At 59.9% G+C, this 26,134-nt stretch carries 21 protein-coding genes and 1 pseudogene; 10 read left to right on the plus strand and 12 right to left on the minus strand.

The window, feature by feature from the left end; all coding sequences use genetic code 11:
* Positions 1–92: 92 nt before the first annotated feature.
* Positions 93–2,594 carry a glycerol-3-phosphate 1-O-acyltransferase PlsB gene (plsB, locus tag ACWIKB_RS07405; protein WP_475266012.1) on the minus strand — a complete coding sequence of 834 codons (2,502 nt, stop codon included), beginning with the start codon at positions 2,592–2,594 and terminating at the stop codon, positions 93–95.
* 166 nt (positions 2,595–2,760) lie between these two features.
* On the opposite strand from plsB, the gene ACWIKB_RS07410 reads away from it, so the two are divergent.
* On the plus strand, positions 2,761–2,970 hold the full coding sequence (locus tag ACWIKB_RS07410) for a cold-shock protein (RefSeq protein ID WP_010462862.1): 210 nt from the start codon (positions 2,761–2,763) through the stop codon (positions 2,968–2,970).
* Between the two features lie 120 nt (positions 2,971–3,090).
* Here the strand turns inward: ACWIKB_RS07410 and ACWIKB_RS07415 are convergent, their stop codons facing one another.
* From ACWIKB_RS07415 to ACWIKB_RS07430, 4 genes are all read right to left on the minus strand, one after another.
* Entirely contained in the window at positions 3,091–3,468 is a 378-nt protein-coding gene (locus tag ACWIKB_RS07415; protein ID WP_109628193.1) for a hypothetical protein, read from the minus strand.
* Between the two features lie 83 nt (positions 3,469–3,551).
* Entirely contained in the window at positions 3,552–4,361 is an 810-nt protein-coding gene (locus tag ACWIKB_RS07420; RefSeq protein WP_290024817.1) for a putative RNA methyltransferase, read from the minus strand.
* Complete coding sequence (gene dapE / locus ACWIKB_RS07425; protein ID WP_475266013.1) at positions 4,361–5,512, minus strand: succinyl-diaminopimelate desuccinylase; 1,152 nt, start codon at positions 5,510–5,512, stop codon at positions 4,361–4,363. The genes ACWIKB_RS07420 and dapE overlap by 1 nt, the downstream gene beginning before the upstream one ends.
* A 210-nt stretch (positions 5,513–5,722) precedes the next feature.
* A complete protein-coding gene (locus tag ACWIKB_RS07430; protein WP_475266014.1) occupies positions 5,723–8,314 on the minus strand; it encodes a glycosyltransferase in 2,592 nt (863 codons plus the stop codon).
* Positions 8,315–8,536: 222 nt separating this feature from the next.
* On the opposite strand from ACWIKB_RS07430, the gene tcdA reads away from it, so the two are divergent.
* Positions 8,537–9,355, plus strand: a complete 819-nt coding sequence (gene tcdA / locus ACWIKB_RS07435; protein ID WP_123405731.1) for a tRNA cyclic N6-threonylcarbamoyladenosine(37) synthase TcdA — start codon at positions 8,537–8,539, stop codon at positions 9,353–9,355.
* 89 nt (positions 9,356–9,444) lie between these two features.
* Here the strand turns inward: tcdA and ACWIKB_RS07440 are convergent, their stop codons facing one another.
* From ACWIKB_RS07440 to ACWIKB_RS07455, 4 genes are all read right to left on the minus strand, one after another.
* Positions 9,445–9,849 carry a SufE family protein gene (locus ACWIKB_RS07440; protein ID WP_475266015.1) on the minus strand — a complete coding sequence of 135 codons (405 nt, stop codon included), beginning with the start codon at positions 9,847–9,849 and terminating at the stop codon, positions 9,445–9,447.
* Complete coding sequence (locus ACWIKB_RS07445) at positions 9,846–11,051, minus strand: aminotransferase class V-fold PLP-dependent enzyme (protein WP_475266016.1); 1,206 nt, start codon at positions 11,049–11,051, stop codon at positions 9,846–9,848. Before ACWIKB_RS07445 ends, ACWIKB_RS07440 begins: the two co-directional genes overlap by 4 nt.
* A 193-nt stretch (positions 11,052–11,244) precedes the next feature.
* Positions 11,245–12,279 carry a 2,3,4,5-tetrahydropyridine-2,6-dicarboxylate N-succinyltransferase gene (gene dapD, locus ACWIKB_RS07450; RefSeq protein WP_475266017.1) on the minus strand — a complete coding sequence of 345 codons (1,035 nt, stop codon included), beginning with the start codon at positions 12,277–12,279 and terminating at the stop codon, positions 11,245–11,247.
* A gap of 32 nt (positions 12,280–12,311) precedes the next feature.
* On the minus strand, positions 12,312–12,620 hold the full coding sequence (locus ACWIKB_RS07455) for an arsenate reductase (protein ID WP_475266323.1): 309 nt from the start codon (positions 12,618–12,620) through the stop codon (positions 12,312–12,314).
* A 338-nt stretch (positions 12,621–12,958) separates the two neighbouring features.
* On the opposite strand from ACWIKB_RS07455, the pseudogene ACWIKB_RS07460 reads away from it, so the two are divergent.
* Positions 12,959–14,590: pseudogene (locus ACWIKB_RS07460) on the plus strand (Na+/H+ antiporter).
* Between the two features lie 109 nt (positions 14,591–14,699).
* On the opposite strand, the gene dapC reads toward ACWIKB_RS07460, so the two are convergent.
* The 3 genes from dapC to map all read right to left on the minus strand — a co-directional run bounded on the left by dapC (position 14,700) and on the right by map (position 19,656).
* Positions 14,700–15,899, minus strand: coding sequence for a succinyldiaminopimelate transaminase (dapC, locus tag ACWIKB_RS07465; RefSeq protein WP_475266018.1), 1,200 nt, complete (start codon positions 15,897–15,899; stop codon positions 14,700–14,702).
* Between the two features lie 227 nt (positions 15,900–16,126).
* Positions 16,127–18,829 (minus strand): [protein-PII] uridylyltransferase, encoded by a 2,703-nt coding sequence (locus ACWIKB_RS07470; protein WP_475266019.1) that lies wholly within the window; start codon positions 18,827–18,829, stop codon positions 16,127–16,129.
* A 44-nt stretch (positions 18,830–18,873) separates the two neighbouring features.
* Entirely contained in the window at positions 18,874–19,656 is a 783-nt protein-coding gene (gene map / locus ACWIKB_RS07475; protein ID WP_475266020.1) for a type I methionyl aminopeptidase, read from the minus strand.
* Positions 19,657–20,030: 374 nt separating this feature from the next.
* On the opposite strand from map, the gene rpsB reads away from it, so the two are divergent.
* The 7 genes from rpsB to ispC all read left to right on the plus strand — a co-directional run bounded on the left by rpsB (position 20,031) and on the right by ispC (position 26,095).
* Complete coding sequence (gene rpsB / locus ACWIKB_RS07480) at positions 20,031–20,768, plus strand: 30S ribosomal protein S2 (RefSeq protein WP_003219330.1); 738 nt, start codon at positions 20,031–20,033, stop codon at positions 20,766–20,768.
* Between the two features lie 192 nt (positions 20,769–20,960).
* Positions 20,961–21,824: a translation elongation factor Ts gene (gene tsf, locus ACWIKB_RS07485; protein WP_033056302.1), complete on the plus strand. Its 864-nt coding sequence runs from the start codon at positions 20,961–20,963 to the stop codon at positions 21,822–21,824.
* Between the two features lie 211 nt (positions 21,825–22,035).
* Positions 22,036–22,779: a UMP kinase gene (pyrH, locus tag ACWIKB_RS07490; RefSeq protein WP_003172271.1), complete on the plus strand. Its 744-nt coding sequence runs from the start codon at positions 22,036–22,038 to the stop codon at positions 22,777–22,779.
* A complete protein-coding gene (frr, locus tag ACWIKB_RS07495; protein ID WP_475266021.1) occupies positions 22,776–23,333 on the plus strand; it encodes a ribosome recycling factor in 558 nt (185 codons plus the stop codon). The genes pyrH and frr overlap by 4 nt, the downstream gene beginning before the upstream one ends.
* Before the next feature lie 13 nt (positions 23,334–23,346).
* Positions 23,347–24,102 (plus strand): polyprenyl diphosphate synthase, encoded by a 756-nt coding sequence (gene uppS, locus ACWIKB_RS07500; protein WP_475266022.1) that lies wholly within the window; start codon positions 23,347–23,349, stop codon positions 24,100–24,102.
* Entirely contained in the window at positions 24,102–24,908 is an 807-nt protein-coding gene (locus ACWIKB_RS07505; protein ID WP_475266023.1) for a phosphatidate cytidylyltransferase, read from the plus strand. The genes uppS and ACWIKB_RS07505 overlap by 1 nt, the downstream gene beginning before the upstream one ends.
* Entirely contained in the window at positions 24,905–26,095 is a 1,191-nt protein-coding gene (gene ispC / locus ACWIKB_RS07510; protein ID WP_475266024.1) for a 1-deoxy-D-xylulose-5-phosphate reductoisomerase, read from the plus strand. The genes ACWIKB_RS07505 and ispC overlap by 4 nt, the downstream gene beginning before the upstream one ends.
* Positions 26,096–26,134 lie beyond the last annotated feature (39 nt).

A 26,134-nucleotide genomic window follows, 5' to 3' on the forward strand; every position in this document is an offset into this window, starting at 1 on the left:
CGGGCTTGCTCGCGAAGGCGGTTTAACATTCAACATCTCTGTCGTCTGACACACCGACTTCGCGAGCAAGCCCGCTCCCACAGGGAATTGCATCAAGCCTCGGGCTGTGTGGCGACCTGATCCGCCGCATCTTCACTGCGATGCAGCGCCACCTGACGGATCGACAAACGGATCTCCGCCGGCAGTACACGCTTGGCCGCGCCTTCGGCCAGTTCGCCGAGCAGTTCGTGATAGCTCAGCTTGCCGGCTTCATCGCGCTTGAGCACGTCCAGATCGAGCATGGTCTGGATGAAGTGGCGGAACAGGCTCTTGTCGAAGAACTCTGGGGCGTTCAGGCCATGGAGGATCGACAGGCGCTGGGCCATGACCGTGCACAGGTCTTCCAGTTCTTCGGCGCTGATGCTGTTCTGGCCGCTGTTGAGCAGCAGGGAAACGGTCATATAGAAGCGTTGCAGGGTCTGGGCGATGCTTTTTGACAGCAGCGTCAGCAGCACGAAATGTCGCGAACTCGGTGCCGGACGCAGATACACGTCGTTCTCGAATCGCAGCAGGCCTTGCTCGACAAAGGCTTCGAGCCACTGATCGACCACGCCCTCCAGCTCATCCATGGACCAGCGAATGAACAGCTCCGATTGCAGGTACGGATACAGCGCGCGGGTGTAGCGCAGGATCTGTTCGCGGCTCATGCGCGACGCACTCTGGAAGAAACTCGCCAACAGCGCCGGCAAGGCAAAAATGTGCAGCACGTTGTTGCGGTAGTAGGTCATCAGGACGGCGTTTTGCTCGTCCAGATACAGAATCTTGCCCAAGGCATCGCTCTGTTCGGACAGCAGGTCCATGTCCTTCACATGCTCGATCAACGCCCGACCGTCACCTTCCGGCAATGTGGTGTGTGGGGAGTACGGCACTTTGCGCAACAGCGCCAGATACAAATCCAGCACCCGCGCCATCGCGCGATCATCGAGAGCCAAACGGCTGGTGGACAGTAACGCCAGGGCCACCAGGTTGACCGGGTTGATCGCCGCCGCTTCGTTCAAATGCTGCGCGACTTTCTCGCCGAGGCGGTTGGTGGTTTCGTTGAGCCACGCCGGTTTGAATTGCGGGCCGAGTTCCTGGGAGCGCCAGTCTGGCTGTTCGCTGTCGAGGAATTCCGCCAGTTTGATCGGCTCGCCGAAGTTCACCGCCACCTGGCCGAAGCGCTGCTTGAGGGCGCCGATGACTTTGAAGATGTCGAAGATCGATTCTTTCTTCTTGCTCGCGCCGCGCAGTTCGCCGAGGTAGGTCCGGCCTTCGAGTACGCGCTCATAACCGATGTACACCGGGATGAAGACGATGGGCATGCGCGACGAACGCAGGAAACTGCGCAGGGTGATTGCCAGCATTCCGGTTTTCGGTTGCAGCATGCGCCCGGTGCGGGAACGGCCGCCCTCGACGAAGTATTCGACCGGAAAGCCTTTGGTGAACAAGGTGTGCAGGTATTCGTTGAACACCGAGGTGTACAGCGGGTTGCCCTTGAAGGTACGGCGCATGAAAAACGCGCCGCCACGGCGCAGCAGGCTGCCGATTACCGGCATGTTCAGGTTGATCCCGGCGGCGATGTGCGGCGGGGTCAGGCCGTTGCGAAACAGCAGGTACGAGAGCAGCAGGTAATCGATGTGGCTGCGATGGCAAGGCACATAGATCACTTCGTGACCCTGGGCGACTTTCTGCACGCCTTCGATATGGTTGACCTTGATCCCGTCGTAAATCTTGTTCCAGAACCAGCTCAGCACCACTTCCAGGAAACGGATCGCGGTGTAGGTGTAGTCCGAGGCGATCTCGTTGCCGTAGCGCAGGGCCTGGGCCTTGGCTTTTTCCGGGGAGATGTTCTCGCGCTCGGCTTCATCGAGGATCGCTTGCTTGACCAGTGGCTGATTGAGCAGGCCCTTGACCAGGTTGCGACGGTGGGAAATGTCCGGGCCGATCACTGCGGCTTTGAGGTTGCGGAAGTGCACCCGCAGAATTCGCTGGGCCATGCGCACGGTGCGCTCGTGGCCCTTGTTGTGCTCGATCAGCTCACGCAGATGGATCGGCGCCGAGAACTGCACGCGGGTCTTGCGCCCCAGCACGATGATGCTGAGTAAGCGGCGCAGACGCCCGGTGACCGCCCAGCTATCGGCGAACAACAGCTTCCACGGGCTCGACTCGCTGTCCGGCGACTGACCCCAGAACACGCTGACCGGGATGATCTGCGCATCTTCGGCGGCGTTCTGGCTCAAGGCGCTGACCAGACGGGTCAGGGTTGGCGGTGCGCCGCGTTTGTCCTGGCGGCCGAGCCAGTCGGGCTCCGGTGTCAGGTAAAAGAACGCGGCGGGCTCCAGCAGATTACCCACCGACACCGGCAGCACCGGGCGCGGCAGACCGGCCTTGGTGCACTCGGTGTCGACCACGGCCAGGTCGGTCAGCGAAGGATTTTGCAGGACGTAGAACACCGGACGGCTGCGGTCGAGGTTGAGGGTAAAGGACGACTGGTTGATCGTCTCCGAGCGAACCCAGAGGTACAACAGTCGGCGCAGGGTGCCAAACACAAGACGACGGAACGGGGAGCGGGTCATACGGCTTCTGCGTGAGTGAATAAAACCGAGCAAATGCTCGGGCGGCCGATAGTGTGCCGTATTCGCCGAAAATCGGCAAAAAAGCGGGCAAGTAAACTTGAGTTGAGAGTTTTAGCGGCTGTCATATACTCGACCGCTCAAAATAAAAACAAGGGGGTAACGAGACATGGCTACGCGCGAGACCGGCAATGTGAAGTGGTTCAACGACGCCAAGGGCTACGGCTTCATTCAACGCGAGGACGGGGTGGACGTGTTCGTGCATTACCGCGCGATCCGCGGCGAAGGCCACCGTTCGCTGGCTGAAGGCCAGCAGGTTGAATACGCCGTGGTGACGGGCGAGAAGGGGTTGCAGGCTGAGGATGTTGTAGGTCTGTAAACCCGATCCCCGGATCACGCATGACCCGTAGGAGCGAGGCTTGCCCGCGAAGGCGTCATCACTGGCGCTAAAAGCTTCGCGGGCAAGCCTCGCTCCTACAGGTTTGTGGTGTTGCTGGTCTTATACGGTTTTCCAGGTGATCTCTTCTTCACCATCAGCGCTGATGCGCATCCAGCGATCGGCGGTTTCTTCGCCTTCTTCCTCGACCCACGTTCCCGGCGCGCAACGCACTTCGACGTTCAGCGCGGCAAAGGCTGCGCGGGCGCAGGCGATGTCGTCTTCCCACGGGGTCTGGTCGCTGTCCAGGAACAGGCTGTTCCATTTGCCGACGGCTTTCGGCAGCCAGGTCACCGGCACGTTGCCGGCCTTGCACTTGTAGGTCTGGCCCTTCTTGACCCATTCACTGCACTGGCCCAACGCCTCGCTAAGCCAATCTGCGACGGCTTTGTAGTCGACGTCGGCGTCTTTCAGGTAAATCTCGATATCGGGTTGGCGCATGGATGTCCTCACTGCGGTCTTGAAAAATCCATTCGCGGATTTAGCCGGCCTCAAGCGATTGCTAAAGGCCAAAAAATTAGGGTTTATTGAAGTACGAAATAATCGTAGCGCATCGACACGGTGACCTCGAACGGCTCGACCTGCTCGATGACCGCTGCCCGGCGTTCGGCACTGGCGCGCCAGCCGTGGGGCGTCATGGCCAACAGGTTGGCACGATCCTGACCGCTTGCCAGCGTCAGTTTGAATTCCAGGGTTTCGCTGTGCGCCAGCGCCATGCCTTCCGGCACCAGGGCCAGGTGCTTGTCGTCGGTGTATTCGCGCACTTCGTCATACAGGCTTTCGCGCAATTCCATCAGATGGCCGCTGGTCGGCCCGACTTTCATCAAGCCGCCGCCAGGGCTGAGCAGGCGTTTGGCTTCTTCCCAGTCCAGCGGGCTGAAAACGCTCGCCAGAAACTGGCAGCTGCCGGACGCCAATGGCACCCGCGCCATACTGGCGATCAACCAAGTCAGCTGCGGATTACGCTTGCAGGCGCGTTTGACCGCTTCCCGGGAAATATCCAATGCGTAACCATCGGCATTCGGCAAGGCTTCGGCGATTTGCGCGGTGTAGTAACCCTCGCCACAACCGATATCGAGCCAGCGCTGGGGCGCGTACTGCGCCGCCAACTCCGCCAGGCGCTTGGCCACCGGCGCGTAATGGCCGGCGTTCAAGAAGTCGCGTCGGGCCTCGACCATCGCCAGGTTATCCCCAGGGTCGCGGCTGTTCTTGTGCTGCACCGGCAGCAGGTTCAGGTAACCCTGGCGCGCGCGGTCGAAACGATGCCCGGCGGGGCAGGCCACGCCGTTGTCCACCGCGTTAAGCGGTTCGCTGCAGATCGGGCAGGCAAGCATCAGGCGAGCAACTTGATCAGGGTCTGGTAGTAGATTTCGGTCAGCACGTCGAGGTCGGCGGCCAGCACACGCTCGTTGACCTGGTGAATCGTCGCGTTGACCGGCCCCAGCTCAACCACCTGGGTGCCCATAGTCGCGATGAAACGACCGTCGGACGTACCGCCACTGGTGGACGCCTTGGTTTCGCGACCGGTGATGTCCTTGATGCTCGATGCAACAGCATCCAGCAGGGCGCCCGGTTCGGTGAGGAACGGCAGGCCCGACAGCGCCCAATCCACGTGCCAGTCCAGGCCATGCTTGTCGAGAATGTCGGCGACGCGTTTTTGCAGGCCTTCAACGGTGGATTCGGTAGAGAAGCGGAAGTTGAACACCGCCACCAGATCACCCGGAATCACGTTGGTCGCGCCAGTGCCGGAGTTCACGTTGGAAATCTGGAAACTGGTCGGCGGGAAGAAATCGTTGCCGTGGTCCCAATGCTCGGCGGCCAGTTCGGCCAGCGCCGGGGCAGCGAGGTGGATCGGGTTCTTCGCCAGGTGTGGGTAGGCCACGTGGCCCTGAATACCGCGTACGGTCAGCTTGGCGCCGAGGGAACCGCGACGACCGTTCTTGACCACGTCACCGACCAGGGTGGTGCTCGACGGTTCGCCGACGATGCACCAGTCCAGACGCTCCTTGCGCGCGGCGAGGCGTTCGATCACAGCCTTGGTGCCGTGGTGTGCCGGGCCTTCTTCATCGCTGGTGATCAGGAAAGCAACCTTGCCCTTGTGATCCGGGTAGTCGGCGACAAAACGCTCGGCGGCCACCGTCATCGACGCCAAGCTGCCTTTCATGTCGGCGGCGCCACGGCCGCAGAGCATGCCGTGTTCATCGATGACGGCGTTGAACGGCTCGATCTGCCAAGCGGTGACCGGACCGGTCGGGACCACGTCGGTGTGACCGGCGAAGCACAGCACCGGACCGTCGTGTTTGCCGTGAGTGGCCCAGAAGTTATCCACATCTTCGATGCGCATCGGTTCCAGTTGGAAACCGGCATCGCCCAGGCGCTGCATCATCTGCTTCTGGCAATCGGCGTCGACCGGCGTCACGGACGGACGGCGGATCAGGTCAATGGCGAGTTGAAGGGTCGGCGAAAGGTCGGCGTGGGCCGTCATGGAAAACTCCGGAAGCTGAAAATGTAGGAGCGAGCCTGCTCGCGAAAGCGGTCTGACAGTCACCATAAAGGTTGAATGTGACGGACTCTTCGCGAGCAGGCTCGCTCCCACAGGTATTAGGTCGGGCCACTAAGGCAAGGCCTGCAAAATGGCGGTTATCTTAAAGCAAAACGGCGGCCATTGGCCGCCGTTTAGTGCATCTGTACTGATTTAGACGGCCGGTGCCGGCTCAGGCTCGGCGGCCGGTTTGGGCAGCGAAGACAGGAACGCCATGATCAGCGCCGCCAGGTATGGCAGCGACTGCACCAGCAACATGATCACCCAGAAGCGCATGTCGTTGCTCGGCAGGCCGTTCACCAGGAAGATCCCGAGTGCCGCGCCCCACAACAGCAGCATGATGAACATCTCTTCGCGCGCCTCCGAAATCGCTACCCAGAAGCCGTGGTTATCGGCGTTTTTCGGCGTACGGAAGAACGGAATGCTGCTGGTGAAGAAGCCGTACAGCACCGCTTTGGCGATGGTGTGCGACAACGCCAGACCGGCCAGCGCCGCGCAGAACGCGTCCTTCAAGTTAACCCCGACCGCACGGCGATAGAGGAAGATGATCTTGCCTACCTTGAATACGAACAGCGCCAATGGCGGGATTGCGAAAATCAGCAGCGGTGGATCGACCCGTTGCGGCACGATGATCATCGCCGCCGACCACAACAGGGCGCCGACGGTGAAGAAGATGTTCATGCCGTCCGCCACCCACGGCAACCAGCCCGCGAGGAAGTGGTAACGCTGGCCACGGGTCAACTCGGTGTCCTTGCCGCGCAGCAAGCTGGCGGTGTGACGCTTGATGATCTGAATCGCCCCGTAGGCCCAGCGGAAACGCTGTTTCTTGAAGTCGATAAAGGTATCGGGCATCAGGCCTTTGCCGTAGCTGGTGTGGTAATACGCCGCCGACAAACCTTTTTCGAACACTCGTAGACCCAACTCGGCGTCTTCACAGATGCACCAGTCAGCCCAACCGAGTTCTTCGAGCACCGAACGGCGGGTCATGGTCATGGTGCCGTGCTGGATGATCGCGTCACGGTCGTTACGGGTGACCATGCCGATGTGGAAGAAGCCTTTGTATTCCGCGTAGCAGAGCTTCTTGAAGGTGCTTTCGTTCTGGTCGCGATAATCCTGTGGCGACTGCACCACGGCGATTTTCGGATCGGCGAAGTGCGGCACCATGTGCTTGAGCCAGTTCGGGTCGACGCAGTAGTCCGAATCGATCACCGCAATCACTTCGGCATCCTTGGCGGTGTGCGGAATCAGGTAGTTCAACGCGCCACCCTTGAAACCGGCCAATGGGGCGACGTGGAAGAACTTGAAGCGCGGGCCGAGGGTTTCGCAGTAATCGCGCACCGGTTCCCAGACCGCCGGGTCCTTGGTGTTGTTGTCGATGATCAGGACTTCGAAGTCCGGATAGTCGAGGTTGGCCAGGGCGTTGAGGGTCTGTTTGACCATCTCCGGCGGTTCGTTGTAGCACGGTACGTGAATCGACACTTTCGGTCGGTAGTCCGAATCCCCCACGACCGGCAGGAATTCTCGCCGGCGCTTGTGGGTCCAGACCGCTTCGGCCAGTTCGTGGGCTTCGGTCAGCAACACGATAAACACCCCGAGCGCACCGAGGGCGAGCAAGAAGCCCACCGTCAGGCTGAACCAGGTGCTGTATTGCTGGCTGTAGTCGTAGCCGATCCAGACTAGAACCGACCCGCAAAGGAACGCAATAAAGGTCAGGAAAGTGCGGCCACGTTGACGCAAGGCCGAGCCGTCGATCATCAACAAGGTCAGGGAGAGCAAGGCCAATACGGCCGAGCCGATTGCCAGCACGCGCCATTGCGGGATCGCGACTACCGGACCTTCGAAGTTGAATTTCTGTTGGCGTGCGGCGTTGAACACGCCCCAATACGCGCCCACCGAACCTTCGTCGCTGGCTTTCCATGGCTGGTCAAACGCTTCGATCACGAAGTAGTTGAAGCCTTGGCGGTTCAGCTTGTTGACCAATGTACGCAGGTAGATCGCCTGATCCGCCGGGCTCGCGTCGGTGCCGCCACGCATCCGACCGTTGCTCGGCCAGCCAACCTCCGAGAGCAGCAGTGGTTTTTTCGGGAACATCTTTTTCAGGTCCCGGGCGCGGTCGAGGACGAATTGACCGGCCTTGTCCACCGGAATGAACTCCCAGTAAGGCAGAACGTGCGCGGCGATCAGGTCGACGTGCTTGGCCAGTTCCGGGTGTTCTTCCCAGACGTGCCATTGCTCGGACGTGGTCACCGGCACTTTCACGGCTGCGCGGACGCGGTCGAGGATGACGCTGAGGTCCTTGGCGGTAATTTCCTTACGGAAGATCGCCTCGTTGCCTACAACCACGCGAACCACGCTGCGTGAGGTGTTGGCCAGTTCGATGGCGCGCAAGATCTCGCGCTCGTTGCGTTCCTGGTCCGGGCTGATCCAGATCCCCAGGGTCACCCGCAGGCCGAACTCTTCCGCCAGTTTGGGAATGTCCTCCAGCGTGCCGTCGACCGAGTAGGTACGGATGTTGTCCGTCAGCTTGCTCATGATCTCCAGGTCGCGACGCATTTCATCGTCGGTCGGGTACTGGTCTTTCTGTGGGTACTGGCCTTGTTGAAACGGCGAGTAGGAAAAACCGGAGATCTGTTCAGGCCAGTTGGGGGCGGTGACCGGGCGATTGATCAGCGCCCAGAAGCCGGTAAACAAGGCTGCGATGGCGAGCACCACGACCAGGTTGAGTCCAAATTTACGCGATGACATAGCTTTTTCGGGTTCCAAAGGCTGTGGAACGAAGGAACGGTTTGCGGCTGGCTGCCAGGGGGCAGGGGCGCGCATCCTACACTGGAGGTTCTCTGACCGTACAGCGAACAGGGAAACGCCCGACATTGGGCACTTCGGTTTCACATAAGTTCTTACACTTATAGCCGGAAGGTTAAAAGTTCTCGCGCTGTGGCCCTATAATGCGCGCCGGTTTTTGGGGTAATGGTCATGAGTACAGAAGATCCGCGGTTTGCCGGCATTGCTCGGTTGTATGGCATTGAGGGCCTGGAGCGCCTGCGCGCGGCCCATGTGGCGATCGTCGGCGTCGGTGGCGTCGGTTCCTGGGCGGCGGAAGCCGTGGCCCGGTGTGGCGTGGGCGAGATTTCGCTGTTCGACCTCGATGACGTCTGTGTCAGCAACGCCAACCGTCAATTGCATGCGCTGGACAGCACCGTCGGCAAGCCCAAGGTCGAGGTGATGGCCGAGCGCCTGCGCGGGATCAACCCGGACTGCACGGTGCACGCGGTGGCGGATTTCGTCACCCGCGAAACCATGGCCGAGTACATCACGCCGAACATCGATTGCGTGATCGACTGCATCGACAGCGTGAATGCCAAGGCTGCGCTGATCGCCTGGTGCAAACGGCGCAAGATCCAGATCATCACCACCGGTGGCGCGGGCGGGCAGATTGACCCGACGCTGATCCAGGTCTGTGATTTGAACCGGACCTTCAACGATCCGCTGGCCTCGAAAGTGCGCTCGACGCTGCGCCGTGACTACAACTTCTCCCGTACCGTGACCCGTCATTACAGCGTGCCGTGCGTGTTCTCCACCGAACAGCTGCGCTACCCGAAACCGGATGGCAGCATTTGCTTGCAGAAGAGTTTTGTCGGTGATGGTGTGAAACTCGACTGCGCCGGCGGGTTTGGCGCAGTGATGATGGTGACGGCGACATTTGGCATGGTCGCGGCGACCAAGGCTGTGGATAAGATTGTGGCGGGTGTGCGGCGGCCGGCGGATCGGGTAAAACCCGAGGCTTGATCGGTGTGGCTGATAGCCTCTTCGCGAGCAAGCCCGCTCCCACATTGGAATGCATTTCCCTGTGGGAGCGGGCTTGCTCGCGAAGGCGATTAACCAGCCAACTCATTCATTCGCTGTAACACGGCATTCAGGCCATTACTGCGCGACGGCGACAACTGCCGGCTCAATCCAAGCTGATTGAACCAATCCGGCAAATCCACCTGCTGCAACTCAGCCGCCGACAACCCGTTAACCCGCGCCAGCAGCAACGCCACCAACCCGCGAATCAACCGCGCATCGCTGCTCGCGGCGAACTGCCAATGCCCATCCTGCAATGTTCCCACCAGCCAAACCTGGCTTTCACAGCCATGCACGCGGTTGGCGTCAACCTTATCCACATCGCTCAACGCCGGCAGGCGATCGCCCCATTGCATCAGCAATCGCGCCCGCTGTTCCCAGCTACCGGCTTGTTCAAATGTTTCCAGCGCCAAAACCGCATCGGCCGGCAAACTCATCGCAGCAACTCCAGCGCCTGATCCAGCGCTTCAAAGAACCGCTCCAGATCCTCGGAGTCGTTATACAGCGCCAGCGATACCCGAATCGCCCCGGCCAGTTCGAAGCTCTTGAGCAGCGGCATGGCGCAGTGATGACCGGCGCGCACGGCGATCCCCTGTTCGGTCAGCAAATGCGCGAGATCGGAGTTATGCACACCCTCGACGACAAAACTGGCCAGCGCGAGTTGCGGCTTGCCCAGCAATCGAATGCCATTGCGTGCCTCAAGACCTTTCAACAAGTAGTCATGCAGCGCCGCTTCGTGTGCGTTTACCGCGTCCTGATCCAGCCCAGCGAGGTAATCCAGGGTCGCCCCCAGACCGATCACACTGGAGATCGGCGGCGTTCCTGCTTCGAAACCCAGCGGCGCCGGGCGGAAACGGGCGTCGTGGTAATTGGCGTCCAGCACCATTTCGCCACCGAATTGCCATGGGCGTAGCTGTTCAAGGGCTTCATTGCGCCCGAACAGCACGCCAAGGCCATCGGGGCCGTAGAGCTTGTGGCTGGAAAACACATAGAAGTCGCAGCCCAGCGCCTGCACGTCGTGCCGGCCATGAACCACGCCTTGCGCGCCGTCGATCACGGTCAGGGCGTCGTGCGCCTTGGTCATCGCCAACAACTCGGGCAACGGTTGCCAGACGCCGAGCACATTGGACAACTGACTGACCGCCAGCAAACGGGTTCGCGGGCCGATCAACTGCGCGGCAGCTTCAAGGTCGATCACACCGTCGGCGTCCAGCGGCAAAATCAGCAGTTTCAAGTCGCGGCGCAGGGCCAGTTGCTGCCAGGGCAGCAGGTTGGCGTGGTGCTCCAGAGCGCTGATGACAATCTCATCGCCTGGATTTAATAGGTGTTCCAGGCCATAGGCCAGGAGGTTCAGCGCGGAAGTCGCGCCGTGGGTAAAGATTATCTGCCCGCAATCGCCGGCATTCAGCCATTGGCCGACTTTACTGCGGCTGTCCTCGAACGCCTGGGTGGCGTGGGCGCCGGGCAAGTGCTGCGCCCGATGCACGTTGGCCGCGCCATTGGCGTAGTAATGCGCCAGAGCATCCAGCAGGGCTTGAGGTTTTTGCGTGGTGGCGGCGTTGTCCAGATAGGTCTGGTCTTGCCTTTGTAATGCGGCGATGGCCGGAAAATCGGCGCGCCAGGGAGAAGGAATCATCATGCTATCGGGCCCTGTTGAACATGGGCGAGGGGAGCGCCTGACCTTGATTTTCCTCGTCCTTGCCCTTGTAGGAGCGAGGCTTGCCCGCGAAGCTTTTGGGCGTCAGTGATGACGCCTTCGCGGGCAAGCCTCGCTCCTACAAGATCAAAATCAAGATCGAGGGCAAGGTGCAGGTGATCGTTTTGCGCTCTGCTTAGTTGTGAGCGTGCAGCGCTTCGTTCAGTTCGATGGCCGATTTGTGGGTTTTGCATTCCACCGCACCGGTCTCCGAATTGCGACGGAACAGCAGGTCAGGTTGACCGGCCAGTTCACGGGCCTTCACCACTTTGACCAGCTGATTTTTCTCGTCCAGCAGCGCCACTTTGGTGCCAGCGGTCACATACAGGCCCGACTCCACGGTGTTGCGGTCGCCCAACGGGATACCGATACCGGCGTTCGCGCCGATCAGGCAACCTTCGCCAACTTTGATCACGATGTTGCCGCCACCCGACAGGGTGCCCATGGTCGAGCAACCGCCGCCCAGGTCCGAACCCTTGCCGACGAACACGCCAGCCGACACACGACCTTCGATCATGCCCGGGCCTTCGGTGCCCGCGTTGAAGTTGACGAAACCTTCGTGCATCACGGTGGTGCCTTCGCCCACGTAGGCGCCCAGACGGATACGCGCAGCGTCAGCGATACGCACGCCGGCCGGTACCACGTAGTCGGTCATTTTCGGGAACTTGTCCACCGAGAACACTTCCAGCAGCTCGCCGCGCAGACGGGCTTCCAGTTGATGCTCGGCCAGTTCGGCGAGGTCGATGGCGCCCTGGCTGGTCCACGCTACGTTTGGCAGCAGCGGGAACACACCGGCCAGGTTCAGGCCGTGTGGCTTGACCAGACGGTGAGACAGCAGGTGCAGCTTGAGGTAAGCCTCAGGCGTGGACGTCAGTTGCGCGTCGTCGGCCAGGATGGTCGCGACCAGCGGCTTGTGGCTTTCGGCCAGACGGGTCAGCAGCGCGGCTTGGCCGGCGTCGACGTTTTTCAGCGCTTCAGCCAGTTGCGAAGCCTGGGCAGTGCTGAAAGCGATGGCCTGGTTGCCTTCGGTGTAGCCCAGAACCGGCGCAATGGCTGCAACCAGTTCAGCCGATGGATTGAGCAGTGGCTGCGCGTAAAACACTTCCAGCCAGGCGCCTTGACGGTTTTGAGTGCCGACACCAAAGGCCAGGCTGAACAGGGAATTGGACATGTTGATACCTCTAACAAAAAGAACGGGCTGCCTTACTTGAGTGCGGCCGCGTAGATATCTGGCTTGAAGCCAATCAGGGTTCGGTCACCGAGATCAAGCACCGGGCGCTTGATCATCGAGGGTTGTGCGAGCATCAGTTCGATGGCTTTTGCTTGATCGAGATCGGCTTTGCGTTCGTCGTCGAGTTTGCGAAAGGTCGTGCCTGCGCGGTTCAACACCACTTGCCAGCCGTGCTCGTCGCACCATTGGTTGAGGTGTTCACGGTCGATTCCGGCCGTTTTGTAATCATGAAAGTCAAAGCTGACAGCGTGTTCATCGAGCCAGGTGCGCGCCTTTTTCATGGTGTCGCAGGCTTTGATGCCGAAAAGGTGCAACGTTTTGCTTGAATCGGTCAAGGAATTGCCCCTTTGCAGGTGCTGGAAAAAAATGGTGACGGATTATGCCATGGCCTTTCAGTTAAAACGCAAAACTGATCCTGATGTGGGAGCGGGCTTGCTCGCGAAGGCGTCGTGTCAGGCAGCAGTGATGGCGGCTAACACCACGCCTTCGCGAGCAAGCCCGCTCCCACAGTGGTTTTGCGGTGTTTGCGGGCGATGCGACATTGGTGCAACGGCCTGCCCGCAGTCTAAGCGGCTAATATGGCACTTCAATGCTGTCGATTGCCTGGGAAAAACGCTTTATGCAAACCGCCTACACCGTCCTGATCCTGTTGATGCTGGTCGGCGTTTCACGCCTGATCGGACGGGTGATCCCGCTGCCCTTGCCGTTGGTGCAAATCGGCGCGGGTGCTTTGCTGGCCTGGCCTACGTTGGGGCTGCATGTAGCGCTGGACCCGGAGTTGTTCCTCTTTCTGTTCCTGCCGCCGCTGTTGTTTTCCGATGGCTGGCGCATGCCCAAGCGTGAACTGTGGCGCCTGCGCGGGCCGATCCTGACGCTGGCCGTGGGTTTGGTGCTGTTCACCGTGGTCGGCGCCGGGTATTTCATTCATTGGTTGATCCCGAGCATTCCACTGCCGGTGGCGTTCGCGCTGGCGGCGGTGTTGTCGCCAACCGACGCCGTGGCGGTTTCGGCGATTTCCCAGAATCGCTTGCCGACACCCCTGATGCACATGCTCCAGGGCGAGGCGTTGATGAATGACGCCTCGGGCCTGGTGACCTTCAAGTTTGCCTTGGTTGCCGCCGTGACCGGTGTGTTTTCCCTGGCCAATGCCAGCCTGACCTTCGTGCTGGTCGCCGTTGGTGGCCTGGCCATTGGTGTGGCGCTCAGTTGGCTGGTCGGCCGCTTGCGCTCGTGGATGATCGCCCGGGGCTGGGATGACCCGGCGACTCACGTGGTGTTCATGCTGTTGCTGCCGTTCGCCGCGTACGTGTTGGCCGAACGTCTCGGTGCATCCGGCATTTTGTCGGCGGTGGCAGCGGGGATGATGCAGAGCTGGCTCGACCTACTGCCACGCCAGACCAGCACCCGACTGCTCAATCGCAGTGTCTGGTCGTTGCTGGAATTCGCCTTCAACGGCTTGATCTTTCTGCTGCTGGGCTTGCAATTGCCGGACATCATCTAGGCCGTGGCGAGCCACGAAACGTCGTTGTGGCCGACCCTGCTTTACCGTTGCCTGGACGTGGTGGCGATTTTCCTGGTGTTGCTGGTGCTGCGGTTTATCTGGGTGCAGAGCACGTGGCGCTTCTCGGGACTGTTGCGGCGCTGGCGTGGCAAGGGCGAGCTGACATTGGTGCCCACGGCGCGATCCTGCTGGTTGCTGACCGTCGGCGGCGTGCGCGGTGCGGTGACCCTGGCGGGCGTGCTGTCAGTGCCGTTATTGATGGGGGCTGATGAATTTCCCGAGCGCGACTTGCTGATTTTCATCGCCGCGGGAGTGATTCTGCTGTCGCTGATTGCCGCGTGCATCGCCTTGCCGCTGTTGTTGCGCGGCATCGAGAAAAGCCCCGACGACAAGCGTCGCAATGAAGTGCGCGATGCCTGGCGCAAAACTGCTGAAGCGGCGATTCATGCGCTGGAAGTCGACGAAGCCAAGCCGGCGGATGCCGCTGAGGCGGCGTTGGCCACTGAACTCAAGGCGCGGATCATGTCCGAATATCGGCATCAACTCGACGTGTTCAACGACTCTGCCGAAGCCCAGGCCCTGGCGTTTCAGATGGACTTGCTGGAGCGGCGTTTGCGCTTGAAGGCGCTGCGGGCGCAACGCCTGGAGTTGTACAGCCTCAGCCGTCACCACCAGATTGGTGATGACGTTTTGCGTGAAGTGTTGGGCGAACTGGACCTGAGCGAAGCCAACCTCGGCCAAGTGAAGTAGAGCAACCTCTTTGTGGGAGCGGGCTTGCTCGCGAAGGCGTTGTGTCAGTCAGCATAAATGTTGATTGTTACACCGCTTTCGCGAGCAAGCCCGCTCCCACAGGTTGGGGTTATTTGCGGCGCTGGATGAAGGCGCGAATCCGCTCGGCGGCTTCAACACACTCGGCCAACGGCGCAACCAGCGCCATGCGCACCCGACCAGCGCCAGGATTGGTGCCGTCCACGTCACGGGACAAGTACGACCCCGGCACCACCGTCACATGTTCTTCAACGAACAAATCCCGGCAGAACGCCTCGTCATCACTTTCAACGTTCGGCCACAAGTAGAAACCGCCGTCCGGACGTTGTACATCCATCACCGGGCTGAGGATTTCCAGGACTGCATCGTATTTTTCGCGATACAGCGCACGGTTGGCGCGCACGTGCACTTCGTCGTTCCACGCGGCAACGCTGGCCAGTTGGGTCTGAACCGGCATCGCGCAGCCGTGGTAGGTGCGGTACAGCAGGAAGCCTTTGAGAATATCGGCATCACCGGCGACAAACCCCGAACGCAGCCCCGGCAAGTTGGAGCGCTTGGACAAGCTGTGGAACACCACGCAGCGCTTGAAGTCCGTGCGGCCCAGTTCCACGCAGGCACTGAGCAGGCCGGGCGGCGGGGTTTGTTCGTCGAAGTACAGTTCGCTGTAGCACTCGTCGGCGGCGATCACGAAGTCGTATTGGTCGGCCAGGGCGATCAGTTTCTTCAGGGTTTCAACCGGGATCAGTGCGCCGGTCGGGTTGCCCGGCGAGCACAGGAACAGGATCTGGCAACGTTTCCAGATGTCGGGCGAAACGGCATCGAAATCCGGGTTGAAGCCGTTTTCGTCCAGGCACGGCAGGTAATGCGGCTTGGCCCCAGCGAGGAATGCCGCGCCTTCGTAGATTTGATAGAACGGGTTCGGGCTGACCACCAGGGCGTCGTCGCCACGGTTGACCACGGTTTGGGTGAAGGCAAACAGCGCTTCACGGGTGCCGTTGACCGGCAGCACATTGCGCGCCGGGTCGAGCCAGCCGTTCGGGACGTTGAATCGACGCTCACACCAGGCCGCAATGGCTTCACGCAGGGTGGGGATGCCGAGGGTGGTCGGGTAAACGGCCATCTGATCCAGATTGCTGGCCAGGGCTTCGGCGACAAAGCTTGGCGAACGGTGCTTCGGCTCGCCGATAGACAGCGCGATAGGGCGCTTGTCCGGGTTGGGCGTGACGCTGCCGAGCAGGGCGCGGAGCTTCTCGAACGGGTAGGGCTGCAACTGGTTCAGAGCGTTGTTCATCGGGGGCCTCGTTCAATGTGGGAGGACTAACGTGGTGGCAGGGCTTATGTGGCGAGGGGGCTTGCCCCCGTTGGGCTGCGAAGCGGCCCCAAAACCTGTGGACGCGGTGTATCAGGTACACCGCATGCACTGTTTTACGACTGCTTCGCAGCCGAACGGGGGCAAGCCCCCTCGCCACAACAAGCCCCACATCACACATGTCCATCCCCACAGGGGAAATGTGTTGTTCAGATGCTAATGCGCGACAGTTTGATATCGGGTTCTTGGCTGACACTCAGCTGTTCAACGATCGCATCCTGCAAACGGCTGCACAGCAACGGGTCGGACAACGGCTGGTTGTTCGCGTCGGTGATAAAGAACACGTCTTCCACCCGCTCGCCCAAAGTAGCAATCTTGGCGTTCTGCAGCGACAGATCGAACTCGAGGAAGATGCCGCCAATGCGTGCCAGCAGGCCCGGGCGATCCGGCGCGCTGAGTTCCAGCACGGTCACCGGGCGCTGGGCATCGTTGTGGATCGTCACCTGTGGCGCAAACGCAAAGTGCTTGAGCTGGCGCGGCACCCGACGCTGGATGATCGTCGGGTAATCGTCCGGGTTACGCAGGGCTTCGGTCAGGCCGTCGCGGATCTGCTTGACCCGCGTCGGGTTGTCGCCGATCGAGTCGCCGTCGGTGTCGAGCACGATGTAGGTGTCGAGGGTGAACTGGCTGCTGGAGGTGATAACCCGCGCGTCATGAATGTTCAGGTTGAGCTGGTCCATCGCGGCCACGGTCACGGCGAAGAAGTCGTGCTGGTCCGGCGCATAAATGAAGATCTGCGTGCCGCCCTCGAACTCGCGCTGGGTGGTTTCCTTGATCAGCACCAGCGGCCCGCCATCGGCCGGCTGCTGCAGGATCGCGTCACTGTGCCAGGCGACGTCGCCGGCGGTGTGGCGCAGGAAGTAGTCATCGCCCAGTTGCGCCCACAATTGCTCGACGTCGTCCGGATCGGTGCCGCCGCGCACCAGAATGTCCAAGGCCGCGCTCTGGGTCTGGCGGATCTGCTCTTCGCGGTCCACCGGGTTTTCCAGGCCGCGACGCAAGGCGCGCTTGGTTTCGGTGTAGAGCTGGCGCAATAGGCTGGCGCGCCAGGAATTCCACAGCGTCGGGTTGGTGGCGTTGATGTCGGCGACGGTCAGCACGTACAGGTAATCGAGATGGGTTTCATCGCCGACGATCTGTGCGAAATCGTGGATCACCTGCGGATCGGACAAGTCCTTGCGCTGGGCGGTGGTCGACATCACCAGGTGGTTCTGCACCAGCCAGACAATCAGGCGGCTGTCCCACACCGGCAGCTGGTGGCGCTGGCAAAAGGCTTCGGCATCGACGGCGCCGATGTCCGAGTGGTCGCCATGCCGGCCTTTGCCGATGTCGTGGTATAGGCCGGCCAGGTAGATCAGTTCAGGCTTGGGCAGTTTGGCCATGAGCTTGCTGGCCAGCGGGAATTTTTCCGACACCTGGGTGTACTGCAACTTACGCAGGTGCTTGATCAGGTTCAGGGTGTGGGCGTCGACCGTATAAATGTGGAACAGGTCGTGCTGCATCTGCCCGACAATGAAGCCGAACTCCGGCAAGTAGCGCCCGAGGATGCCGTAACGGTTCATCCGTCGCAGGTTGCGGTGAATACCGATCTTGCACTTGAACAGCTCGATAAACAGGCTGGTGTTGCGAATATCGTTGCGGAAATCATCGTCGATCAGGTGACGGTTTTCCCGCAGCAGACGAATGGTATCGGCACGCACGCCTTTGATTTCCGGCTGCTGGGCCATCAGCACGAAGATCTCGAGCATGGCGAACGGCGTACGGCGGAACACGTTGTTATTGCGGGCTTCGATGTAGCCATCGTGCAGTTGGAACCGCGAATTGATCGGCTGCGGCGGCGCTTCGTCTTCCGGCGCGAGAATGACTTCCTCGAAGTGCTGGATGATCAGGTCGCTGAGCTGGGCGATGCTCATGACCACCCGGTAATACTGCTGCATGAAGTTTTCGATGGCTTGCTTGGCGTCATCGCCTTCGAACCCCAGCAGCCCGGCGATGGAGCGCTGATGGTCGAACAGCAAGCGGTCTTCGGAGCGTCCGGCCAGCATGTGCAGGGCATAACGGACTTTCCACAAAAACTCCTGGGACGAGGCCAGCAGGGCGTTTTCGCTCTCTACCAGAAAGCCTTCGCCGGCCAAGGCCCGCAGGTTCAGGGTGCCGTACTCGCGACGGGCGACCCACAGAATCGTCTGGATATCCCGCAAACCGCCGGGCGAGCCTTTGACGTTGGGTTCCAGGTTGTATTCGGTGTCGTTGTACTTGTGGTGACGAGCCTTTTGCTCGGCGCGTTTGGCCAGGAAAAAGTCTTTGCTCGGCCACATATGCGCGGTGCTGGTGACGTCCAGCATGCGTTGACGCAGGCGTTCGGGGCCGCAGATGGTGCGGCTTTCCATCAGGTTAGTGACCACGGTCAGGTCGGCGCGGGCTTCAACGGCGCATTCTTCCACCGAACGCACGCTCTGACCGACTTCCAGGCCGATGTCCCACAACAGCGTCAGAAAACGCTCGATGGAATCGCGGAAAACTTCGTGGTCGGCACTGTCCAGCAGGATCAGCAAATCGATGTCGGAATACGGGTGCAACTCGCCGCGACCGTAGCCGCCGACCGCGACCAGCGCGATGTCGGCGTCTTCGCTCCAGTTGAACTGCTCCCAGGCCTTTTGCAGGATGTTATCGACGAACCAGGCGCGATCCTCGATCAGCCGGCGAATTTCCCGGCCACTACGAAAGCGCCCGTCGAGCACCTCGCGGGCCTGGCGAATCGCCTTTTTGAAGGCCGCGATCGGGCTGGCCTTCAAGGCCAGCTCAGCCTGGAACTGGCCACGGTCGAAGAGTTCGGGATCCACCTGCGGCATCGATTGGCTTTCCTTTCTATAAGGCTATGGGCAGAGCGGGTTGATCAGGCCGATACGCGAGGGATGGTGTCATCGGCGCGCAGGGTGAAGATCTCGTAGCCGGTGTCGGTCACCAGCAGAGTGTGTTCCCACTGGGCGGACAGCTTGCGGTCCTTGGTGATCGCGGTCCAACCGTCGCCCAATACCTTGGTGTCGGCCTTGCCCTGGTTGATCATCGGCTCGATGGTGAAGGTCATGCCGGCTTTCAGTTCCATGCCGGTGCCGGCGCGGCCGTAGTGCAGGATCTGTGGTTCTTCGTGGAACACCTTGCCGATGCCGTGGCCGCAGAATTCGCGAACCACCGAGAAACCATTCTTTTCAGCATGCTTCTGGATCACTTCACCGATATCGCCCAAGCGGCAGCCGGGTTTGACGATTTCGATAGCCTTGTACATGCATTCCTGAGTGACCTGCGACAGGCGCTCGGCCCAGACCGGCACGGTGCCGACGTGGAACATGCGGCTGGTGTCGCCGTGGTAGCCGTCCTTGATCACGGTCACGTCGATGTTCACGGTGTCGCCATTCTTCAGCGGCTTCTCGTTCGGGATGCCGTGGCAGACCACGTGGTTGATCGAGGTGCAGATCGACTTCGGGAAGCCTTTGTAGTTGAGCGGGGCAGGGATGGCTTTCTGCTCGTTGACGATGTAGTCGTGGCAGATGCGGTCCAGTTCTTCGGTGGTAATGCCCGGTTTGACATGTTCGGCAATCATTTCCAGCACATCGGCGGCCAGTTTGCCGGCGATCCGCATTTTTGCGATGTCCTCGGGGGTTTTGAGGGTGACGGTCATACAGGCTCTCTCTGCGCTCGATGGCGCTTTCTAATACGGAATGGGCATTGCGCGAGCTATCTTCGCGGCCCTGAAAAACGCGATTCTAACAGACGATCAGCGCAAATCTGAGCCTCTGTGCGTCGCTTCTCTCTATAGATAGGCGCATTCTTGGGGGATTCCAAGGGGCGCGGATAAAGGCGCGCGCCAGGAATTGAGAATCCGGGTTCCGTTTTTTGCAGCCTTGTGATATAAAATGCGCCGCTTTCCGGGGATACCCCGAAAGGCTTAAATCCACACACGTGTCGACACGATGACCTGGGTGCCTTCAGCTGATGCTGCTGGTTGGTCATTGGGATACGTGGAGGCCAAACCCGACTTATTAAGGAACTATCATGTCCCAAGTCAACATGCGCGATATGCTGAAGGCCGGTGTGCACTTCGGTCACCAAACCCGTTACTGGAACCCGAAAATGGGTAAATACATTTTCGGCGCGCGTAACAAGATTCACATCATCAACCTTGAAAAAACCCTGCCAATGTTCAACGAAGCTCTGACTTTCGTAGAGCGTCTGGCCCAGGGCAAAAACAAGATTCTGTTCGTCGGCACCAAGCGTTCCGCTGGCAAGATCGTTGCTGAAGAAGCAGCACGTTGCGGTTCGCCGTACGTCGATCACCGCTGGTTGGGCGGCATGCTGACCAACTTCAAAACCATCCGTGCTTCCATCAAGCGTCTGCGTGACCTTGAAGTGCAAGCCGAAGACGGTACTTTCGCCAAGCTGACCAAGAAAGAAGCGCTGATGCGCACTCGCGATCTTGAGAAGCTCGATCGTTCCCTGGGTGGTATCAAGGACATGGGCGGTCTGCCAGACGCACTGTTCGTTATCGACGTTGATCACGAGCGCATCGCGATCACCGAAGCCAACAAGCTGGGCATCCCGGTTATCGGCGTAGTCGATACCAACAGCAGCCCGGAAGGCGTTGACTACATCATCCCAGGCAACGATGACGCAATCCGCGCTATCCAGCTGTACATGGGTTCGATGGCTGACGCTGTAATCCGCGGTCGCAACCACGTTGCTGGCGGCACCGAGCAGTTCGTTGAAGAAGCTCCGGTAGCAGCAGCTGAGTAATTGACGCTTTGGCGTTAACTCAGTAAGCAAAAAGGGGGCTTGGCCCCCTTTTTGCCACCTCGAAAACCATTTGTCGGTAGCGCAGCTACAGCTTCTGTAACGTGCAGCGACTTACAAAGGTGTTTCGGGAAGAATTGAACGCCCGTTCGATCGGGTGGAATGGTTGATAACCTATCCAAGAGGATTTTTGAAATGGCAGAGATTACTGCAGCGTTGGTTAAAGAACTGCGTGAGCGTACTGGCGAAGGCATGATGGATTGCAAAAAGGCCTTGACCAAGGCCGGCGGCGACATCGAAAAAGCCATTGATGACATGCGTGCTTCCGGCGCGATCAAGGCTGCCAAAAAAGCAGGCAACGTGGCTGCTGAAGGCGCAATCGCTCTGAAAGAAGACGGTAAATCCGCCGTTCTGCTGGAAGTGAACTCGCAGACCGACTTCCTGGCTTTGCAGGACGATTTCAAGGCATTCGTTGCTTCGAGCGTTGAAAAAGCGTTCGCTGACAAACTGACTGACGTTGCTCCGCTGATCGCCGCTCAAGAAGCCGATCGCCTGGTTCTGGTCGGCAAGGTTGGCGAAAACGTCAACATCCGTCGCCTGGCTCGCGTCGAAGGTGATGTTGTTGGTGGTTATCTGCACGGCAACAAGATCGGTGTTGTGGTTGCCCTTAAAGGCGGCAGCGTTGAGCTGGCCAAAGACATCGCTATGCACGTAGCGGCGACCAACCCTGAATTCCTGCTGCCATCGGAAGTTTCCGCTGAAGCGGTCGAGCGCGAAAAAGGCGTGTTCCTGACCCTCAACGCTGACAAGATCGCTGGCAAGCCAGAAAACATCGTTGAAAACATGGTCAAAGGTCGTATCAGCAAGTTCCTGGCTGAAGCGAGCCTGGTTGAGCAGGCGTTCGTCAAGAACCCTGAAATCAAGGTTGGCGAACTGGCCAAGAAAGCCGGTGCTGAAATCGTTTCCTTCACCTACTTCAAAGTAGGCGATGGCATCGAGAAGCCGGTCGACAACTTCGCTGAAGAAGTTGCTGCCCAGCTGGCTGCCGCCAAGCAATAAGACGGTTTTTATAACTGTCGCCCTGAAGAGGCTGCCCGCTTACGCGCGCAGCCTCTTTTCAGATGGGCTACCAATTTTTTATTGGTTTCCCTTTGGAACTGGCTTACAAAGCCATGTTCCGATGGCGCTGAAGCAGCGCCAAGCTAGAGTGAACGCCAGCTGTAAACAGCTCGCAAAGAATTTTTAAAATACGCCGCAGGAGAGATTCGCAATGGCTCAGCAGGGCAGTGGTTATCAGGCTCGCTATAAACGCATTCTACTCAAGCTTAGCGGCGAGGCCCTGATGGGCTCGGAAGAGTTCGGGATCGACCCGAAAGTTCTGGATCGCATGGCACTGGAAGTCGGTCAATTGGTCGGCATCGGTGTGCAGGTCGGTCTGGTGATCGGCGGCGGCAACCTGTTCCGCGGTGCAGCGCTGAGCGCGGCCGGCATGGATCGGGTTACCGGTGACCACATGGGCATGCTGGCCACTGTGATGAACGCCCTGGCCATGCGCGACGCGCTGGAACGTGCCAATATCTCGGCCATCGTGATGTCGGCCATTTCCATGGTTGGCGTGACCGATCACTACGATCGCCGCAAGGCCATGCGCCACCTGAACGCCAAGGAAGTCGTGATTTTTGCGGCCGGTACGGGCAATCCGTTCTTCACCACGGATTCGGCAGCCTGCCTGCGTGCAATCGAAATCGATGCCGATGTCGTGCTCAAGGCGACCAAGGTCGATGGCGTCTACACCGCTGACCCATTCAAAGACCCGCATGCCGAGAAGTTCGATCATCTGACTTACGATGAAGTACTGGATCGCAAGCTGGGCGTGATGGATCTGACCGCTATCTGCCTGTGCCGCGACCACAAGATGCCGTTGCGCGTATTTAACATGAACAAGCCCGGCGCCCTGCTGAACATCGTACATGGCGGCGCTGAAGGGACCCTGATCGAGGAAGGCCAACAATGATCAACGAAATCAAGAAAGACGCTCAAGAGCGCATGAAAAAATCCGTCGAGTCGCTTCTGCACAACTTCGGCCGTATTCGTACTGGTCAGGCGCATCCAAGCATTCTCGAAGGCGTGATGGTGCCGTATTACGGTTCCGACACCCCGATCAAACAAGTCGCGAACATCACCGTCAAGGACGCCCGTACCCTGCAAGTCGTTGCCTTTGAGCGCAACATGCTGGGTGCTGTCGACAAGGCTATCGGTAGCGCGGGTCTGAACCTCAACCCGACCAACCTGGGTGAGTTGCTGCTGATCTCCATGCCGGCCCTGACCGAAGAAACCCGCAAGGGCTTCACCAAGCAGGCTCGTGATGTTGCTGAAGACGCTCGTGTTGCCGTGCGCAACATCCGTCGTGATGCGAACAGCCAGCTCAAGGATCTGGTCAAGGAAAAGGAAATCAGTGAAGACGAAGAGCGTCGCGGCGCTGGCGAAATTGATGATCTGACCAAAAAATACGTGGCTGAAATCGACGCGAATTTGGCGCAGAAAGAAAAAGACCTGATGGCCGTATAAGGGTCGATTTTTCATGGACAAGACCAAGCAGACTGCGCCGTCCGCGGTGCCGCGCCATGTCGCGATCATCATGGATGGTAACAATCGCTGGGCGAAAAAACGCTTTATGCCGGGTGTCGCCGGGCATAAAGCGGGTGTGGATGCTGTTCGTGCGGTGATTGAGGTGTGCGCTGAGGCCAAGGTCGAGGTGCTGACCCTTTTCGCGTTCTCCAGTGAAAACTGGCAGCGTCCGGCCGATGAGGTCAGCGCCTTGATGGACCTGTTCTTCAAGGCGTTGCGCCGCGAGGCCAAGCGTCTGAACGAGAACAACATCAGTCTGCGCATCATTGGCGACCGTTCGCGTTTTCACCCTGAGCTTCAAGCAGCCATGCGCGAAGCCGAGGCGATTACCGCTGGTGCCAATCGCTTTATCCTGCAGATCGCCGCCAACTACGGTGGTCAGTGGGATATCGCGCAAGCTGCGCAGCGCCTGGCACGGGAAGTTCAGGCCGGGCATTTGCGCCCGGAAGACATCACTCCGGAACTGCTGCAAACCTGTCTGGTGACCGGCGACCTGCCGTTGCCGGACTTGTGCATTCGTACCGGCGGTGAGCACCGCATCAGCAATTTCCTGTTATGGCAGCTGGCTTACACCGAGCTGTACTTCTCCGACCTGTTCTGGCCGGACTTCAAACACGACGCCATGCGCACCGCGCTGGCCGATTTCGCTTCTCGCCAGCGCCGCTTCGGTAAAACGAGCGAGCAGGTCGAGTCTGGAGCCCGGGTTTAATGCTTAAACAACGAATCATCACCGCGCTGATCCTGCTGCCGATCGCCTTGTGCGGGTTTTTCCTGCTCGAAGGCTCCGGTTTTGCGCTGTTCATCGGGCTGGTCGTGACACTGGGTGCGTGGGAGTGGGCTCGCCTGGCGGGTTTCACTGCCCAGCCGATTCGCGTTGCCTATGCGGCTGTGGTCGCCTTGGTGCTGTTTGTCATGCATATCCTTCCGGGGCTCGCGCCTTGGGTGCTGGGCGCTTCGGTGCTCTGGTGGGGTGTCGCGACATACCTGGTGCTGACCTATCCGCGCTCCAGCGAACACTGGGCCAGTGCCGCCTGCAAACTGGTGATCGGTTTGCTGATCTTGCTGCCGGCCTGGCAAGGTCTGGTCCAGATCAAGCAGGAGCCGTTGGGCAACTGGCTGATCATGGCCGTCATGGTGCTGGTCTGGGGCGCTGACATCGGTGCGTACTTTTCCGGCCGCAAGTTCGGTAAGCGCAAGCTGGCGCCGCAGGTCAGTCCCGGCAAGAGTTGGGAAGGGGTTTATGGCGGCCTGGCGCTGAGCCTGGTCATCACGCTGGTGGTGGGGCTGGTTCGCGACTGGACTGTAGCAGAACTGTTCAAAGGCCTGATCGGCGCTGCATTGATCGTGTTCATTTCGGTGGTGGGCGACCTCACTGAAAGCATGTTCAAGCGTCAGTCCGGGATCAAGGACAGCAGTAATCTGTTGCCCGGTCACGGTGGCGTGCTGGACCGTATCGACAGCCTGACGGCCGCGATTCCGGTATTCGCGGTGCTGTTGTGGATGGCGGCACCGTGAGCCGCCCACAGCAGATTACCGTTCTGGGGGCGACGGGCTCGATTGGCCTGAGCACCCTCGATGTCATTGCTCGTCATCCCGAGCGCTATCAGGTTTTCGCGTTGAGCGGTTTCACTCGGTTGAGTGAACTGCTGGCCCTGTGTGTGCGGCATACACCGCGGTTTGCGGTTGTGCCTGAAGCGGGCGCTGCTCGTGGCCTGCAGGATGATTTGCGCGCCGCAGGCTTGTCGACGCGTGTTCTGGTCGGGGAGGAGGGCCTGTGTCAGGTCGCTGCCGACCCTGAAGTCGATGCGGTCATGGCGGCCATCGTTGGTGCGGCGGGCTTGCGCCCGACCCTGGCGGCGGTCGAAGCGGGCAAGAAGATCCTCCTGGCCAACAAAGAAGCGCTGGTAATGTCCGGCGCCTTATTTATGCAGGCCGTGCGTAAAAGTGGTTCGGTGCTGCTGCCGATCGACAGCGAACACAACGCGATTTTCCAGTGCATGCCCAACGATTTCGCCCGCGGTCTGGGTGCGGTCGGCGTGCGTCGGATTTTACTGACAGCCTCTGGTGGCCCTTTCCGGCAGACGCCGATGGCGGAGTTGGCGCATGTTACCCCCGACCAGGCATGTGCTCACCCCAACTGGTCCATGGGGCGCAAGATTTCGGTCGATTCGGCCAGCATGATGAACAAAGGGCTTGAACTGATCGAAGCCTGCTGGCTGTTCGATGCCAAGCCATCCCAGGTTGAAGTGGTGATTCACCCGCAGAGTGTTATCCACTCGCTGGTGGACTATGTCGACGGTTCAGTACTGGCGCAGTTGGGTAATCCGGACATGCGCACGCCAATTGCCAATGCCCTGGCCTGGCCGGAGCGCATCGACTCGGGTGTCGCCCCGCTGGATCTGTTTGCCATTGCACGTCTGGATTTCCAGGCGCCCGATGAGGAGCGTTTCCCGTGCCTGCGTCTGGCGCGCCAGGCGGCAGAGGCTGGCAATAGTGCGCCGGCCATGCTCAATGCGGCGAATGAAGTGGCGGTCGCAGCCTTTCTCGACGGACGGGTTCGTTACCCGGAAATCGCGAGTATCATCGAGGAAGTCTTGAATCTTGAACCTGTGGTTGCGGTGAATGATCTCGAGGCGGTGTTCACCGCAGACGCCAAGGCGCGTGTGCTGGCCGAACAGTGGTTGAGTCGTCACGGGCAATAAGTGCTGCAGTACGTTGGCCCCATGCAGCACTGGATAGGA

The sequence above is a fragment of the Pseudomonas sp. 5Vm1k genome (assembly GCF_056161485.1).